Here is a 16,108-nt window from a genome sequence, read left to right as displayed (position 1 = left end):
GAACAGTGAATGTTTACGCATGGCAATAAGCTATTTATATAAGGCAGTATGGCTGGCTCTGCTGGTGTTGTTGCAGGGGTTAGTTCTGAACAACTTTCATATTGCAGGTTACGCCACGCCTTTTCTTTATGTAGTTCTTATTCTGAAGTTTGAAAACGATGTCAAGCCTTCTGTGCTGATGTTGTGGGCTTTTGCTATCGGCCTGTTGGTTGACATCTTTTCCGACACGCCGGGGATGAATGCAGCCGCTTCGGTATTGGTTGCTTTCCTGCGTCCTTCGTTGTTGAGGTTGTTTGTACCTCGCGATGTACAGGAAACGCTTGTGCTTTCCATGCATACAATGGGAGTGGGCGTATTTCTCAAATATGTTGTCTCTGCTGTGTTTGTACACCATGCAGTTCTGTTTTTGCTCGAATTCTTCTCTCTGACCCATCCATTGGATTTGTTGTTGCGTATTGTTTCCAGCACATTGCTCACCACCTGCTGTATTTGGGTACTGGAACTTTTCGGTCGGAAAGAGAAGTAAGGAAGTGGGCATACGCTTCTCATAATATATATTAAGATTGGCTGATGGCGAAAGATTATACATTTGAAAACAGAAAATATGTATTGGGGGCAATTGTTGTTGCGGTAGTCCTCCTTTATGTTGTCCGTCTGTTCGATCTTCAGATTCTCTCGGACAAATATAAGCGCTACGCCGACAGTAATGCTTTCCTGAACAAAATACAATATCCTTCACGCGGTGCCATTTACGACCGTAATGGCAAGTTACTCGTTTTCAACCAGCCGGCCTATGACATAACTTTTGTTCCGCGCGAAGTGGAACAGCTCGATACACTTGACTTTTGCCGTTCTTTGGGTATCACGCGTGAACAGTTCCTGCAACGGATGGAAGATATCCGAAACCGCAGAAAAAATCCCGGCTACTCCAAATACACGCCACAGGTTTTTATGACGCAACTTTCGGCTGAAGAGTGTGGTATCTTTCAGGAGAAGTTGTTCAAGTTTCCAGGTTTTTCTATCCAACGACGTACCATCCGTCAGTATTCCTATAACTCTGCAGCCCATGTGTTGGGCGACATTGGCGAAGTGTCGATGAGCGATATCGAGAAAGACGACTATTACATCCGCGGTGACTATATCGGTAAGCAGGGTGTCGAACGCTCGTACGAAAAATACTTGCGAGGCGAGAAAGGGGTAGAAGTATTGTTGCGCGATGCTCATGGACGTATACAGGGGCATTATATGGACGGGCAGTTGGACCGTCCTTCCGTGCCAGGTAAAAATCTGAAGCTGGGTATTGATATAGATCTGCAGATGCTGGGCGAGCGGTTGATGCAGAATAAGATCGGGTCAATCGTAGCCATTGAACCGAAGACTGGAGAAATCCTTTGCATGGTGTCTTCTCCCAACTTTGACCCGCACATCATGATAGGGCGTCAGCGGGGCAAGAATCATCTGATGTTGGAGAAAGACCGTCAGAAGCCTTTGCTGAACCGTGCCATTATGGGAACTTATCCTCCCGGTTCTACATTCAAGACAACGCAGGGACTGATATTTCTCGAAGAGGGTATCATTCAAAAGGAGACTTCTTTCCCTTGTTCGCATGGGTTCATCCATCGGGGACTGAAAGTGGGATGTCATGGACATGCATCTCCATTACCGTTGATTCCTGCTGTTGCCACTTCGTGTAACGCTTATTTCTGTTGGGGATTGTATCGGATGATTGGCGACCGCAAGTATGGATCGCCCCAGAAAGCCCTTACGGTGTGGAAAGATTACATGGTGTCACAAGGATTCGGATATAAGTTGGGAGTCGATCTCCCTGGCGAATTGCGTGGCTTTATTCCCAATGCACAGCATTATGATCGTATCTACCGGGGCTCATGGAACGGGTTGACCATTATCAGTATTTCTATCGGTCAGGGAGAAGTGCTGGCCACTCCTTTGCAGATAGCCAACTTAGGAGCGACAATTGCAAACCGCGGTCACTTCATTACGCCTCATGTAGTAAAGGAGATAGAGGATAATCCGTTGGACAGCCTTTATACGCAAGCGCGTACGACAGGTATCAACCGCGAGTATTACGAAGACATTGTGGAAGGTATGCGTGCGGCTGTTACGGGCAGTACGGGCAGCGGTACCTGTCGTATGGTAGGAACGTTGCTGCCCGACGTCGAGGCTTGTGGTAAGACCGGTACTGCCCAGAATCCGCATGGAAAAGACCATTCTGTCTTTATGGGTTTTGCTCCAAAGGACGATCCCAAGATTGCCATTGTGGTTTATGTGGAGAACGGTGGATGGGGGGCTACGTACGGCGTACCCATCGGTGCCTTGATGATGGACCAATATTTGCATGGCAAGCTCTCGCCACAGAACGAGGTGCTGGCCGAAGAATTCAGTAAACGGGTGGTATTTTATGGTAACGAGGAGAGATAGTATTTGGAAAACGGTGGATTGGGTGACGATAGTTCTCTATCTGTTGCTGGTTATCGGAGGCTGGTTCAGCGTGTGTGGGGCGAGTTACGACTATGTCGATCGCGATTTTCTGGATTTTGGTACCCGTGCGGGCAAGCAGTTTGTGTGGATTGTCTGTTCGTTTGGCCTGGGAGCCATGTTGCTGCTGCTCGACGATATGTTTTACGATACTTTTGCTTATCTTATCTATGCCGGCTTGTTGCTACTTTTGCTGGTGACTATCTTTATTGCACCCGATACGAAAGGATCGCGTTCATGGCTCATCCTGGGGCCTGTCAGTCTTCAGCCGGCCGAGTTTACCAAGTTTGCCACGGCGCTTGCTTTGGCTAAGTTCATGGGAGCCTATGGCTTCGTTCTTCATCGCTGGCGCAGTGTGCTGACCATTGCTTTCCTTATTTTTTGCCCCATGCTGCTCATTATTGGGCAGCGGGAAACGGGGTCAGCTTTGGTTTATCTGTCGTTTTCCCTGATGCTTTACAGAGAGGGAATGCCGGGGGCAGTTCTGTTTGCAGGGGTATGTGCTGTGGTTTATTTTGTAGTGGGTATCCGTTTTGCTGATGTCGGGATGTTCCACGAAACTACTTCGGTAGGCGAGTTTGCAGTACTGTGCATGATTCTGGCTTCTGTACCTGCTTTACTGCGCGTCTATCTGCCTGTGGGCTATCGCCTGCCCTTGTGGCCTGTTACCCTTGCCGGTACAGGAGTCGTTCTGCTCGCTTGTGCCGTGTCGTCCTGGCTTTGGGCTTTTGATGTGTCGTATGTACTTTGGGGACTTTGCGTGATGGCTTTGGGCTGGTTGTTCTACCTGTTGCTTCGCGAACGGAAACGTATCTATGGTTTTGTCGCCGTATTTTTGATAGCTTCTGTCGGTTTTCTCTATTCGTGCGGTTACGTGTTCGACCAGCTGCTTGAACCTCATCAGCAGGTGCGTATCAAGGTGTTGCTCGGTTTGGAAGAAGATTTGGCCGGAGCGGGTTACAATGTCAATCAGTCGAAGATTGCCATCGGTTCGGGTGGTTTGACGGGAAAAGGCTTCCTGAATGGTACGCAGACCAAGTTGAAATACGTACCCGAGCAGGATACTGACTTTATTTTTTGTACTGTGGGCGAAGAGGAAGGCTTTATTGGTTCCGTTACTGTACTTCTGCTTTATATGGCCCTTATTCTACGGTTGATTGCTTTGTCCGAACGCCAACCCACCGTTTCAGGGCGTGTGTACGGTTATTGCGTGATGGGTATTTTCTTTTTCCACCTGTTTATCAATGTGGGGATGGTGTTGGGGCTTACTCCGGTTATCGGCATCCCTTTGCCTTTCTTCAGTTACGGAGGCTCTTCTTTGTGGGGATTTACGATTCTGCTTTTTGTGTTTCTGCGGATTGATGCGGCGCGGGGGCATCGGATGCGCTGATGTGTTCCAGGCGTATACCGATGTCGCTGATACCTTTTAACAGCGAATCGGGCAGGGCAGGTGTGATGTCAAAGTGCAGGACAGCAGGTGTTGTTGTATGAATCTTTCCAGCCTCGAAGGTACATTGGAAAATGTTGGCCAGCCCTTCGCCCGTCCATCGTCCTTCGGTATCAGCCAATGTAAGCCGTAGAGTGTCTGTCTGGCAGACTGTGTCGGGCGGCAGTGTGGTCCATGTCTGACGGGCCATACGTACAGACAGGTTACGGTAGGGGTAGTCTCCCCGATGACGTATTTCCAGCCACACAGCCAGATCGGCCCGCCCCGTATCGGGCAGGCTGACCTCGAAGTGTAGTGTGTCAGTCCGTTGCCATGCCAAGCCGCGGACCGACTGGTATTTGTAGTAGGCGGGCGATATGTTACAAGCCGTCAACAGACAGCCGGCCAATACAGCTGCTCCTATCGCTTTTCCTATTCCTTTCATCATCCTATGTACCTTTCCATTTAACAATGTAGATAGAGAGGAAACTCAGGAGGCAGACTGTTCGCTGTTGCCATTGTTTTGTTGAGGCCGTTCCCGCCGCTCCTGTTTGGGGCGGTTACGTCGGTTGCGATTCTGGCCGTTTCCTCCGTTCTTTTCCGCTTTTTCAGGTTTCTCAGTCTTTTCAGTTTTTTCTACTTTTGCAGATGCCGGCTTGTCGGATGCAGTAGGACGTGCCTGTGCAGCGGGTTTGTCGGTCTGGGCAGGCTGTCCGCTACTTTTGGCTTTTTTCTTTTTCTTTCCTCCGTTTTTGCTACCTTCTCCGCCTTTGCCCTTACGATTACGGTCGAAACGGGTCACGCTTTCCTGTTCCAACAAGTCGGTCGAAGGTGCTTTAACGTCGTTTTCGCTTTCGACCAATGCCTCGGGTGCGTTGCCCCGCTTGTTCATCCCGATAATTTCGAAAGCGCGGCGGGCACTAATAGTAGTCAGATTGGCCGGTATGGCCTTGTCGCTTGAATAAGTTACTTGCCCGGCCAGGATGTCGGCCTTGAACCAGAACCATTCGGCATCCTTTGTGTGGAGCGTCACTTCCTTGCTGGGCAGACGCTTCTGAGCTTCGACGTAGCAGTCTACCTCGTAGTTCAGACAGCATTTCAGCTTGGCACACTGTCCGGCCAGCTTTTGCGGGTTGAGTGAGATGTCCTGATAGCGCGCTGCTCCGGTTGATACGCTGACGAAGCTTGTCATCCATGTGGCACAGCACAATTCGCGTCCGCAGGGGCCGATACCTCCGATACGTCCGGCTTCCTGGCGGGCACCAATCTGCTTCATCTCGATGCGTACGCGGAATACTTCGGCCAATACCTTGATAAGTTGGCGGAAGTCCACACGCCCTTCGGCAATGTAGTAGAAGATGGCCTTGTTCCCGTCGCCCTGATATTCCACGTCGCCTATCTTCATGTCCAGTCCCAGGCTGAGGGCTATCTGGCGCGAACGTATCATCGTGTCGTGTTCGCGTGCTTTGGCCTCGGCATATTTTTCCATGTCGGTAGGCTTGGCCTTGCGGTAGATACGGCGGATGTCGGCCTCCGATCGGATATTGGCTTTTTTCATCTGCAGGGGCACGAGTTGGCCTGTCAGTGTCACTACGCCGATATCGTGGCCCGGGTTGGCTTCCACGGCCACGGTGTCGCCTTTGGCCAGCTCCAGGTGATTGGAGTTTCGGAAGTATCCCTTGCGGGTGTTCTTGAACTGTACCTCGACGTATTCCGAGGCGGTTTCGTTGCCCGGAATGTCGGCCAGCCAGTCATACGTGTTCAACTGCCGGTCCTGTCGTCCGCAACTTTTACAGCAGAGACCTCCGCTTCCGTTATGTAGTATAAAATCAGTCATATTATATATAAAATATTAAATATCAATTATCCATTCTTCATTTTAATAAGCACCGTCATGTTCAGTATCACGTCGAAGAACACCATGCGCGGGTTCACGTTTTGTGCCACGTGTTCCTGTGCCCGTGCCAGCAGGTCGGTAATACCCATGATGTTGCGTTCGTGTATGAACGGAGCGAAGCGAACGGCAAACTGCTGCTCGTCCGTTCCCATGTAATTCATCTCCGGCCGATGGAAGTTGGCGATGAAGTTTTCGCGCACCATGCGCTGTGCGTATTCCAAAAATGTCTTCTGGCGTTCTCGTCCCAGCGTGGCCACTTCTTCGCTCCAAGCCTTCATGCCGCGTATGTCCCGTTTCCAGGCCAGGCGCATCAGTCGTGTGAACAGTTCGAAGCACAGAGCTTGTTCGCCACTCTGTCCGGCCAGCTCCAAGGCTTTCAGCAGACTGCCGTCTGCGCGATGGGCCAGGGCTGCGGCTTCGTCGGCCGAATGGCCGTAACGCGTCTGCAGGGCTTCTGCCAAGTCGGCTTCTGTAATGCGGGGCACGTAAATGCGTTGTGTGCGGCTTACAATAGTGGCCAGCAACCGCTCGGGTTCTTCGCTTACCATCAGGAAAGCTGTCTTCGAGGGCGGTTCTTCAAGCAACTTCAGCATCTTGTTGGCACAGGCTTCGTTCATACGTTCGGGCAGCCAGACCACGACTACCCTCCATCCGCCAGTAGCCGACCTCAGGCTCAGCTTGCGCAGGGTACGGTCGGCTTCGGTGGCATAAATCATCGGCTGGGCGTTACCGGCCCCCATACGTTCGTTCCATCGGCTCAGGTCGGTGTAGGGATTTTCGAGCACCATCTCGCGCCAGCGTGGCAGGTAGTCGTCGCACGTATTTTTGGTACCGACAATGGGGAACACAAAGTGAGCATCAGCATGTGCCAGCTTTTCCCAACCCAGGCATGCCGTACAGCGTCCGCACGCCTCACCGTCGTCTGTAGGATGGGTACAACACAAGCGTCTGCCCAATGCCAGCGCCAGCGGCAACTTGCCGACTCCGCGCGGCCCCGTCAGCAGCAGTGCGTGGGCCATGCGGCCGGTTGCCACTTCCTGCTTCAGCATGCGGCCCGTCTCCCGTTGTCCTATGATGTCCTCCAGTCCTGTCATCGCCTTTATTGTCTGTCAGAAAATCTGTTTTGCCACTTCACGGATACTGTCTTCAGCAGCTACGGAGTAGAAGTGCAGGCTGGGAACTCCGTGCTCCATCAGTTCGCGGCATTGGGCCACGCACCATTCGATACCTACCTGGCGTACTTTTTCGTCGTCGCCAGCACACCGTTCTACTGCTTCGGCCAGTTCCTGCGGGATATCCACCTTGAATGTCTTGGGGATGATACTCAGCTGTGCCGTGCGTTTCAGAGGCTTGATACCGGGGATAATGGGCACGGTGATACCAGCCTGGCGGGCACGGTCTACAAAGTCGAAGTAACGGCGGTTGTCATAGAAAAGCTGCGTTACGGCATATTGCGCACCTGCATCTACTTTTCGTTTGAGCCACATCAGGTCATTTTCCAGATTGGGCGCCTCGTCATGCTTCTCGGGGTAGCAGGCCACTCCGTAGCTGAAAGGCGTACGCGTCACGGTCATCGGACTTCCGTCTTCGAAGATACCTTGGTTGAAGCGGTTGATTTGTTCTTCCAGTTCGATGGCATGACTGTAACCGCCCTCCTCGGGCACAAAACGTGCTTCGTGCTTGGCCTTGTCGCCGCGCAGCACCAGCAGGTCGGTGATGCCCAGGAATTGAAGGTCGAGCAGCACATATTCGGTATCTTCGCGGGTGAATCCGCTGCACAGCAGATGGGGAACAGTGGTCAGTCCATATTTGTTCTGGATGGCTGCTGCCACGGCTACGGTACCCGGCCGGCGGCGGAGCCGCTTGCGTTGGTAGAGTCCGTTGCCCAACTCTTGGTACACATATTCGCTCCGATGGGTAGTGATGTTGATGTATTTGGGATCAAATTCGCGCAGCGTGTCTATGGTGGTATACAGCCGTTCGATGCCTGTCCCCTTGAGCGGGGGCAGCACTTCGAAGGAGAAGGCCGTATGCTGGTTGCTGTTTATCAGTTCTATGACATTCATGTCTTTGGTCTCTTTGTTTAAGTCGTTTCGGCACGCATCGGTGCATATTGGGACAAAAATAGTAAAAGGCGGGCGCATAGGCAAATGAAAACGATTTTTTTAATTTGTCTTTGCCGGGCCGGGCTTGGAGCCTCTGGAAAACATACGACCTTTTGCCTTGAAACAAGCAATGTTTTCCCTCAAAACATACGATGTTTTCCCCTGAAACATTGCCTGATTTTCAACCTCTGTAAGTCGGGCATAAAAAATCCCCTTGCCGCCCTCTCACTGCGAGAGGCCCGGCAAGGGGATATATATACCAATTTTGATTCTTTTACTTCAACGCAGCCAGAGCTTCCTTGATGCGGCGGATGGCTTCAACGATGTTCTCGTCGCTGGTAGCATAGCTCATGCGGATGCACTCGGGAGCACCGAACGACGTACCGCCTACGCAAGCTACGTGCCCCACTTCGAGCAGATACATGGCCAGATCGTCGGATGTATTGATTTTACGGTCGCCGGCCGACTTGCCGAAGAACGAGCTGCACTTGGGGAAGAGGTAGAAGGCGCCTTCGGGTACATTCACTTCAAAACCCGGTACTTCCTTGGCCAGCTTCACAATGAGGTCGCGGCGGCGCTGGAAGGCCTTGCGCATTTCTTCAACAGGAGCCTGTGTGCCGGTATAGGCAGCTTCGGCTGCTTTCTGCGATACGGAGCAAGGACCTGACGTGTATTGCCCCTGCAGCTTGTTCACACCTTTCACAATCCATTCGGGACCGGCGATGAAACCGATACGCCAGCCTGTCATGGCGTAGGCCTTGGATACACCGTTTACAATGACCGTACGGTCCTTCATCGAAGGAATCTGGGCGATGCTGTGGTGACGGCCGATGTAGTTGATGTGTTCGTAAATCTCGTCGGCGATGACGTAGACTTGCGGATACTTCTCGAGTACGGCAGCCAGACCGGCCAGCTCTTCGGCGCTATAGACCGAACCTGTCGGGTTGGACGGCGAACAGAGAATCAGAGCCTTGGTCTTCGGTGTGATGGCAGCCTCCAGTTGGGCAGGTGTCATCTTGAAATCCTGCTCGATACCTGCAGTTACGATGACGGGCTTGCCTTCGGCCAGCTTCACCATTTCAGGGTAGCTTACCCAGTAGGGAGCAGGCACGATGACTTCGTCGCCGGGGTTGACCAGTGTCAGGATGGTGTTGCACACCGACTGCTTGGCACCGTTGGCACACGAAATCTGGGCAGCGGTATAGTCCAGACCGTTTTCGTTCTTCAGCTTGGCCACGATGGCATTGCGCAGGGCAGGATAACCCGCTACGGGGGAGTAGCGCGAGTAGTTCTCGTCGATGGCCTGCTTGGCAGCCTCTTTAATGTGGTCGGGGGTATTGAAGTCGGGTTCGCCGACACTCAGGTTAATCACATCCACGCCCTGTGCCTTCAGCTCGGCACTCTTTTGAGACATGGCCAGTGTCGCCGACGGCGACAAGCTGTTCAGACGGTCAGATAATTGGTTCATTTTATTTCTATTTTTAGAGGGTTGTTGTATTTCAGTTGCAAAATAACAGATTTTTCCCGACACGCGAAAGCAAATGGACAATTACTTGTTGAAATGCAGCGTGTGGCCCATGCGTTCCTTCTTCGTACGCAGATAGCGCTCGTTGTAAGGGTTGGGGGTAGTTTCGATGGGAACTATCTCGGCAATTTCAAGACCGTAAGCTTCGAGTCCCACGCGCTTTACGGGGTTGTTGGTCATGAGGCGCATTTGATGTACGCCCAGTTCGCGGAGGATTTGGGCGCCTACGCCATAGTCACGTTCGTCGGCCAGGTGTCCCAGGCAGATATTGGCGTCTACGGTGTCCATACCGTCTTCCTGCAACTTGTAGGCTTTCATCTTTTCCATCAGCCCGATGCCGCGTCCTTCCTGGTTGAGGTAGACGATGACACCCTTGCCGGCCTGTTCAATCATTTCCATGGCCTTGTGGAGCTGCTCGCCGCAATCGCAACGCTTGGAGGCGAAGATGTCGCCTGTAGCGCACGAGGAATGAACGCGTACCAGAATGGGCTCGTCGGGCTTCCATTCGCCCTTGAACAGGGCTACGTGTTCCAATCCGTTGGACTTTTGGCGGAACGCGATGAGTCGGAAGTCTCCATGGGCGGTGGGCATGTGTACTTCTACACCTTTCTCTACGATAGACTCCTGTTTCAACCGATAGGCTATCATGTCGTGGATGGAAATGAGTTTCAGGCCATACTCGTCGGCCATCTGTCGTAATTCGGGCAGGCGGGCCATGGTGCCATCATCGTTCATAATCTCCATCAGGGCGCCAGCGGGATAGAGGCCGGCCAGGCGGCAGAGGTCGATGGTGGCTTCGGTATGGCCGGCGCGGCGTAATACCCCTTTTTCCTGCGCATAGAGCGGATTGATGTGGCCGGGACGACCGAAGGTAGCAGGAGTTGAAGCGGGGTCGGCCAGAGCCTGGATGGTAGCGGCGCGGTCGGCGGCCGACACACCCGTACTGCATCCTTCCAGCTTGTCGATGGTCACGGTAAAGGGAGTACCCAGTACGGAGGTGTTGTCCAGTACCTGATGAGGCAGGTCCAGCTCCTTGCAGCGCGACACGGTGATGGGCGCGCAGAGCACGCCGCGGGCATGCTTCAGCATGAAGTTCACCTTCTCGGGGGTAATCTTTTCGGCGGCAATGATGAGGTCGCCCTCGTTTTCACGGTCTTCATCGTCTACCACGATGACAAAGTTACCGGCCTTGAACTCTTCAATGGCCTCTTCGATGGTATTCAGTTTTACTTTCTCCATACGTATTTATTCTAATAATATAGTGGTTATTTGTTTTTTTCTTTTTCCATCATCAGCTGCAGGTCGGTGCAGGTTTTGATGATACGCTCCAAATCTTTGTAGAGTCGGATACGGAAGGCCCAGATGCGGAAGTAGAGGAACAGTCCTACGGGTACAATCACGCCACAGGCCACGTTAAGCCAATACGTGCGGAAAGGCCGCGTGTGGGCACGTACGGGGATGATGGGCAGGTTATTGGTCAGTGTCAACAAGTTGGTCGAACGGGTGTTCGACAATTCTTCTACCAACTGTTCCATCTGGTTGCTGATGTTCTCCACTGCCTCATCCTGTGCGTCGGTCATCCACAATTTGAAGTAATTGGGAGCACCTTTCAGGTTTTTCTGCTCCATGTAGCTGCGGCATTCATCCGAAAGAGCTTGGAGTTCACCCGGCAGACGCTGATAGTCGGGATCGTGGATGATGACTTCCTTGCGGAAAAGGTGGCGTACACTACGTATACCTATGAGTTTCTTGAAGAATTGGATATAGGCATCGGCGTTGAGCACTACCGAGTCGTTGTTCGACTTGTAGGTGAGGAAGGCACCCAGCGGAGCCAGCACGGCCGTACTAGTCCACATACCCATCCATACAATCCACTTGCCGTCGCGGGCCATTTTGAAACCTGTATTATTAATGATATAATAGATGATGAATATCAGTACCGATACGATGACAGGCATCCCCAATCCACCTTTGCGGATGATACCTCCCAGTGGTGCGCCGATAAAGAAGAAAATGAGGCAGGCCAATGAGAGGGTCAGCTTTTCGTGCCAGGCCGTCATGTGGCGGCGCAGGTTGACATCGGTTTGCGACACGTTGAAACTTTTGAAGCTCCAGTCGCTACCCGTGCTTTGGGCGCGGCTGACGGCCGAGTTGATGATTTTCTGTTTTTCAGCCAAGGTGTACGAATTGAACAGACTGTCCAGGTTGTAAGCCGTCGGTAGGGCTTCTTCGATTTTGGTTGTATCGGCTTTGGTGAGTGAAGGGGCAGGCTGATAGGTGCTTCCCATCACTTCTGTATAATAGGCCCGCCCAATACTGTCGTTGTGCACTTTCATGGAGTCGATGGCTGCTTGGAGCATGTTCATGTCCTTGCTTTGGGCCGTTCCTCCCATAATTCCCTCATCCGCCATGTTGAAGTCAGAATCGAACTCGATAATGGCGTGCTTTTCGCGGAAACTTTCCCGTCGGTAGGGCACATTTTTCTGGTTCATGTTCTGTGACTTCAGGTTTTCAAATTGTTCGCCGCTGTACAGATGGAGGTACAGATGCTGTTTGTCGGCCGTCATTTCGAGCCGTCCTGAGTCGGCTTTGATGATTTGGGCGTTTTCAAATCCCTTTTCAAAATTATAGATGAGCACGTCGTAGAGCATACCCGTCTTACGGTCCTTCTTCTTGACATACAGGTTATACCCCTCTATTTCGTCGTAGAAGACCCCTTCGGGTATATCCAGTTCGGGGGATTTCTGTTTCATAGAGAAGACGAGTGTCCATAATTTGGTTTGGGCTTTGGGGCCGATAACATTCTGAAAGTAGAAAGAAACGCAGCAAATGAAAGTGATGAACACAATGAGCGGGCGCATAATCTTAATGAGCGAAATGCCTGCGGCCTTCATAGCCAACAATTCGAAGCGCTCGCCGAAATTACCGAATGTAATCAGAGCTGCCAGCAATACGGCCAAAGGCAACGAAACGGGGACCAACGTGAGGGCGGAGTAGAAGAAGAATTGGGCCAAAACAGTCATTTCGAGTCCTTTCCCTACCAGTTCGTCTACATATCTCCACAGGAATTGCATCATGAAGATGAAGAGGCAGATGAAGAAAGTACCGGCAAAGAGCAGGCAGAAACTCTTCAGAATGAATATGTCTAACTTTTTTATGCGCAGCATGTTGCTTGTCTCATACTTGTTTAAAGCGCAAAAGTAGTACAAAAAAGGGAGTGCGTGAAATTTTTAATTGAAAGTTAACTAAAAGCCGCACACCCGACGCAAAGTTTCCACTTGCGAATCCCATAATTCGCGCATGTCGTCCACTTCGTCCTTGGAGGCAAAGTCTATAATTTCAAGCGTAAAGTCGTTGGTCAGTTCGCTATAACCCATTCTGAATTCGAAATATTCGCGCGACCCTTTCAAATCTGTCCATCGGAAGCGTATAAAGGAGAAGGCGCGTACAGCTATGATTTCAGCGGTTCGTGATTCTGTCTTTCCCCAAAAGAATGTTACGGTCTTGTCGTCTGACTGTACATGGTCGGCAAACCAGCCTTCCAAACCGCTTGGCGTACTGATGGCATTCCATAGAATCGTTTTGGAAGTGGCGTTCAAAGGATATTGCAAATGTATCTTCTCTCTGTCCATAGTTTCATTGTTCAATTTGCGTCGCCAAGTTAAGACATTATTTCTAATTATAAAAAATAAATTTGTATTTTTCTTTTGTTTACTTTTTGAGGATATATATATCTTGTTGAAAATGAGAATAATATCTGGTTTGTCTTAGGATGACTTTTTTCTTTCTTGTACAGCCTGAACTTCCCAAAATGAAGAAAATATAGAAAAATAGATGAAAAGTTTTGGTAGTTTAAATAAAAGCCGTATCTTTGCACCCGCAATCGAGAAACGATGGCGGGATAGCTCAGCTGGTTAGAGCGCATGATTCATAATCATGAGGTCCCCGGTTCAATCCCGGGTCCCGCTACTACAAAAGATTTGGACTGTTGAGTGGCTTCCACACTTGGCGGTCTTTTTTATTGTCTGTTTAGATGTAATGATCCCCAAGAGTATGTAGACTAAACTCTTGGGGATTGTTTTTATCGGTTCATCAGGTACTCCTTGAATGCAGCAAACTCTTTCGGCATCGCTACGCTCTGCTTCTTACTTTTCATAAAGGCCTGCAGCTTGGCTGGTATTTCCACTTCTTCACCAATGATTCTTTCCACCGTATCCTTGAATTTGGCGGGATGGGCTGTTTCCAGAAAGATGCCTGCTTCACTCGGCTTCAATCCTTCGGCCAAGGCACGATAACCGCAGGCACCATGCGGATCGAGCAGGTAGTGATGTGTTTGCCATACATCCTTTACCGTTTCGGCTATCTGTTCGTCGGTGTAGGTGGCTCCGCTGATGTCGGTACAGATGTCGGCATGGCTATTGCCATAAAGATCGAGTACACGGGCAAAGTTGCTGGGCGCACCTACGTCCATGGCATTGGCAATGGTAGCTACCGACGGACGAGGTGAATAGACTCCTGTCTGCAGGTATTGGTAGAAGATGTCGTTGCGGTTATTGGCGGCGATAAAACGTTTTACGGGTAACCCCATGCGCTTGCCAAAGAGTCCCGCCGTGATATTGCCGAAGTTACCGCTGGGTACACAGACAACGACGTTGCCGGCTTTTCCCGTTTTCTTCAATTGGGCATAGGCATAAAAATAGTAGAAGGCTTGCGGAAGGAAACGTGCCACATTGATGGAGTTGGCGCTTGTCAGCTGCATGTGGGCGTTCAGTTCCTGGTCCATGAAGGCGGCCTTTACCAGTGCCTGACAATCGTCAAAAGTACCGTCCACTTCGAGGGCGGTGATGTTCTGCCCTAAGGTGGTGAACTGCTTCTCCTGTATCTCGCTCACCTTGCCTTTGGGGTAGAGTACATAAACATGAATCCCTTCCACACCCAAGAAACCGTTGGCTACCGCACTACCTGTGTCGCCCGAAGTGGCTACCAGTACGTTGACCTGCTGCTTGCCCTCCTTGTGGATAAAGTAACCCAGCAGGCGCGCCATGAAGCGGCCACCCACATCCTTGAAAGCCAGCGTAGGGCCGTGGAACAGTTCCAACGAATAGATGCCGTCTGACACGGGCACCAAGGGGGCATCGAAACTCAGTGTATCACAAACTATCTGTTTTAAGATGTCGGCAGGCACGTCTTCACCAAAGAAAGCGTCGGCCACACGACAAGCTATCTCCTGAAAGCTGAGTCCCTCAATGTGGTCGTAAAACGACGCGGGCAGCGACTTGATGGTATCGGGCATGTAGAGTCCCTTGTCAGCGGCCAGTCCTTTGACGACGGCTTCTTCCAGGCTGACATTACGTTCCTGTCGGTTGGTACTATAGTATTTCATGTCTTTTTCGGTATTTGGGTTATTTCATAAATTCGTTCATAAACTCGTCTTCCTTCATCAGGCCGTAGGCACCACTGCAGGCGGCTACTTCGTCGAAGGTCTGCACCTCGTCGGGTTCTATGCCTGGATACCAGATAAGGAAAGGTACAGGCTCGGCCGTATGCGTACGGAGCTTGCAGGGGGTGGGGTGATCGGGTAGGACGGCGATGGCTACCGGTTCGTCCCAATCCTTCACCGCCTCATAAATGGGACCTATGGCGCGGCTGTCCAGGTTCTCGATAGTGCGTATCTTCAAGTCTACATCGCCCTCGTGCCCTGCCTCGTCACTGGCCTCCACGTGGAGATAGACGAAGTCGTCGGTCTTCAGAGCCTCGAGCGCAGCGGCAGCCTTGTTCTCATAGTTCGTGTCATACAATCCGGTGGCTCCCTCTACCGTCAGACGACGCAGGCCTGCATAATAGCCTATGCCGTTGATCAAATCGACAGCCGAGATGACACTACCTTTGCGGATTTGAGGATATTTCACGGCCAGCGGTTCCATCTGCGGACGATAGCCGGGACTCCATGGCCAGATGCTGTTGGCTGGGTCCTTCCCCTCGGCTTTGCGCTTCAGGTTGAGGGGATGGTTTTCAAGCAGTTTTTGCGAGCGTACTATCAGGTCGTTTATCAGGTCGGCCGTCTGTTGGGGCGTCAGCTCGGCACCACCTTCAGGCTGGGTGATGTGTTCCGTACCCGGCATAGGTTTCACCATCAGTGGACGGTAGGGCTTGAGCGGCACATCATGGGGCGGCGTACAATCAATACGCTTGTCACCTCCCTTGATAACCAGCAAATGGCGGTACTGCACACCAGTGTAGAAATGTACCCGCTCGTTTCCTAACTTCTCCTGAAGATACTTCACCAGTATGTCGGCTTCGGGTGTTGTGATGTGCCCCGCCGAATGGTTCTTCAGCAGGTCGCCTTCGATACAAATGATGTTGCACCGCATAGCCATCTCGCCCGGCTTCAGGTCGACGCCAATGCTGGCGGCTTCCAGCGGACCGCGGCCTTCGTACACCTTGGGCAAGTTGTAACCCATGACAGACATGTTGGCCACCTCGCTGCCGGGGTGGAAGCCATTGGCTACTGTAACAAGCCGGCCTGTGCGACCCATGCGGGCCAGCTTGTCCATGTAGGGAGTGTGTGCAACCTGTAGCAAAGTCTTACCGCCCAGCGACTTGACAGGCCAGTCGGCCATGCCATCGCCCAATATGATGATGTGTTTCATTTCTTTAAT

The 16,108-nt window shown here is 51.6% G+C and carries 12 protein-coding genes, 1 tRNA gene and 2 pseudogenes; 5 read left to right on the top strand and 10 right to left on the bottom strand.

What is annotated here, in order from left to right:
* The first annotated feature begins 19 nt into the window (after positions 1–19).
* The 4 genes and pseudogenes from mreD to rodA (RDO88_RS13550) form a co-directional block, all read left to right on the top strand.
* A complete protein-coding gene (gene mreD, locus RDO88_RS10495; protein ID WP_307759324.1) occupies positions 20–526 on the top strand; it encodes a rod shape-determining protein MreD in 507 nt (168 codons plus the stop codon).
* A gap of 44 nt (positions 527–570) precedes the next feature.
* A complete protein-coding gene (gene mrdA / locus RDO88_RS10490) occupies positions 571–2,439 on the top strand; it encodes a penicillin-binding protein 2 (protein ID WP_307759323.1) in 1,869 nt (622 codons plus the stop codon).
* A pseudogene (gene rodA / locus RDO88_RS13555) lies at positions 2,420–3,098 on the top strand (rod shape-determining protein RodA); the annotation flags it as partial. The gene mrdA and the pseudogene rodA (RDO88_RS13555), both read left to right, overlap by 20 nt.
* A 140-nt stretch (positions 3,099–3,238) precedes the next feature.
* Positions 3,239–3,886 (top strand): annotated as a pseudogene (rodA, locus tag RDO88_RS13550) (rod shape-determining protein RodA); the annotation flags it as partial.
* Here rodA (RDO88_RS13550) and RDO88_RS10480 read toward each other — a convergent pair.
* The 8 genes from RDO88_RS10480 to RDO88_RS10445 all read right to left on the bottom strand — a co-directional run bounded on the left by RDO88_RS10480 (position 3,825) and on the right by RDO88_RS10445 (position 13,081).
* Positions 3,825–4,370 (bottom strand): gliding motility lipoprotein GldH, encoded by a 546-nt coding sequence (locus RDO88_RS10480; protein WP_307759321.1) that lies wholly within the window; start codon positions 4,368–4,370, stop codon positions 3,825–3,827. The pseudogene rodA (RDO88_RS13550) and the gene RDO88_RS10480 overlap by 62 nt on opposite strands.
* A 42-nt stretch (positions 4,371–4,412) precedes the next feature.
* On the bottom strand, positions 4,413–5,759 hold the full coding sequence (locus tag RDO88_RS10475; RefSeq protein WP_307759320.1) for a regulatory iron-sulfur-containing complex subunit RicT: 1,347 nt from the start codon (positions 5,757–5,759) through the stop codon (positions 4,413–4,415).
* A 26-nt stretch (positions 5,760–5,785) separates the two neighbouring features.
* Positions 5,786–6,913: a DNA polymerase III subunit delta gene (locus tag RDO88_RS10470; RefSeq protein ID WP_307759319.1), complete on the bottom strand. Its 1,128-nt coding sequence runs from the start codon at positions 6,911–6,913 to the stop codon at positions 5,786–5,788.
* A gap of 15 nt (positions 6,914–6,928) precedes the next feature.
* Positions 6,929–7,885 (bottom strand): methylenetetrahydrofolate reductase [NAD(P)H], encoded by a 957-nt coding sequence (metF, locus tag RDO88_RS10465; protein ID WP_307759318.1) that lies wholly within the window; start codon positions 7,883–7,885, stop codon positions 6,929–6,931.
* A gap of 313 nt (positions 7,886–8,198) precedes the next feature.
* On the bottom strand, positions 8,199–9,392 hold the full coding sequence (locus RDO88_RS10460) for an aminotransferase class I/II-fold pyridoxal phosphate-dependent enzyme (protein WP_307759317.1): 1,194 nt from the start codon (positions 9,390–9,392) through the stop codon (positions 8,199–8,201).
* An 81-nt stretch (positions 9,393–9,473) separates the two neighbouring features.
* Entirely contained in the window at positions 9,474–10,688 is a 1,215-nt protein-coding gene (locus RDO88_RS10455) for a bifunctional 3,4-dihydroxy-2-butanone-4-phosphate synthase/GTP cyclohydrolase II (RefSeq protein ID WP_307759316.1), read from the bottom strand.
* Between the two features lie 26 nt (positions 10,689–10,714).
* Entirely contained in the window at positions 10,715–12,616 is a 1,902-nt protein-coding gene (locus RDO88_RS10450; RefSeq protein ID WP_307759315.1) for an LptF/LptG family permease, read from the bottom strand.
* Positions 12,617–12,694: 78 nt separating this feature from the next.
* Positions 12,695–13,081, bottom strand: a complete 387-nt coding sequence (locus RDO88_RS10445) for an START-like domain-containing protein (RefSeq protein ID WP_307759314.1) — start codon at positions 13,079–13,081, stop codon at positions 12,695–12,697.
* A 263-nt stretch (positions 13,082–13,344) separates the two neighbouring features.
* Here RDO88_RS10445 and RDO88_RS10440 point away from each other — a divergent pair.
* A tRNA-Met gene (locus RDO88_RS10440) sits at positions 13,345–13,418 on the top strand.
* Between the two features lie 112 nt (positions 13,419–13,530).
* Here RDO88_RS10440 and thrC read toward each other — a convergent pair.
* Both thrC and RDO88_RS10430 read right to left on the bottom strand, forming a co-directional pair.
* Positions 13,531–14,832 (bottom strand): threonine synthase, encoded by a 1,302-nt coding sequence (gene thrC, locus RDO88_RS10435; RefSeq protein WP_307759313.1) that lies wholly within the window; start codon positions 14,830–14,832, stop codon positions 13,531–13,533.
* A gap of 19 nt (positions 14,833–14,851) precedes the next feature.
* Positions 14,852–16,099 (bottom strand): cofactor-independent phosphoglycerate mutase, encoded by a 1,248-nt coding sequence (locus RDO88_RS10430; protein WP_307759312.1) that lies wholly within the window; start codon positions 16,097–16,099, stop codon positions 14,852–14,854.
* Between the last annotated feature and the right edge of the window lie 9 nt (positions 16,100–16,108).

Origin of the sequence: uncultured Mediterranea sp., from assembly GCF_902493215.1 — a bacterium.
Classification (GTDB): domain Bacteria; phylum Bacteroidota; class Bacteroidia; order Bacteroidales; family Bacteroidaceae; genus Bacteroides.
Note: the sequence above shows the minus strand (reverse complement) of the source record. Positions and strands in the feature narration are given on the sequence as shown.

Coding starts and splice junctions, on each gene's coding strand:
- mreD (WP_307759324.1), top strand. CDS start 20: ATGGCAATAAGCTATTTATATAAGGCAGTATGGCTGGCTCTGCTGGTG.
- mrdA (WP_307759323.1), top strand. CDS start 571: ATGGCGAAAGATTATACATTTGAAAACAGAAAATATGTATTGGGGGCA.
- RDO88_RS10480 (WP_307759321.1), bottom strand. CDS start 4,370: ATGATGAAAGGAATAGGAAAAGCGATAGGAGCAGCTGTATTGGCCGGC.
- RDO88_RS10475 (WP_307759320.1), bottom strand. CDS start 5,759: ATGACTGATTTTATACTACATAACGGAAGCGGAGGTCTCTGCTGTAAA.
- RDO88_RS10470 (WP_307759319.1), bottom strand. CDS start 6,913: ATGACAGGACTGGAGGACATCATAGGACAACGGGAGACGGGCCGCATG.
- metF (WP_307759318.1), bottom strand. CDS start 7,885: ATGAATGTCATAGAACTGATAAACAGCAACCAGCATACGGCCTTCTCC.
- RDO88_RS10460 (WP_307759317.1), bottom strand. CDS start 9,392: ATGAACCAATTATCTGACCGTCTGAACAGCTTGTCGCCGTCGGCGACA.
- RDO88_RS10455 (WP_307759316.1), bottom strand. CDS start 10,688: ATGGAGAAAGTAAAACTGAATACCATCGAAGAGGCCATTGAAGAGTTC.
- RDO88_RS10450 (WP_307759315.1), bottom strand. CDS start 12,616: ATGCTGCGCATAAAAAAGTTAGACATATTCATTCTGAAGAGTTTCTGC.
- RDO88_RS10445 (WP_307759314.1), bottom strand. CDS start 13,081: ATGGACAGAGAGAAGATACATTTGCAATATCCTTTGAACGCCACTTCC.
- thrC (WP_307759313.1), bottom strand. CDS start 14,832: ATGAAATACTATAGTACCAACCGACAGGAACGTAATGTCAGCCTGGAA.
- RDO88_RS10430 (WP_307759312.1), bottom strand. CDS start 16,099: ATGAAACACATCATCATATTGGGCGATGGCATGGCCGACTGGCCTGTC.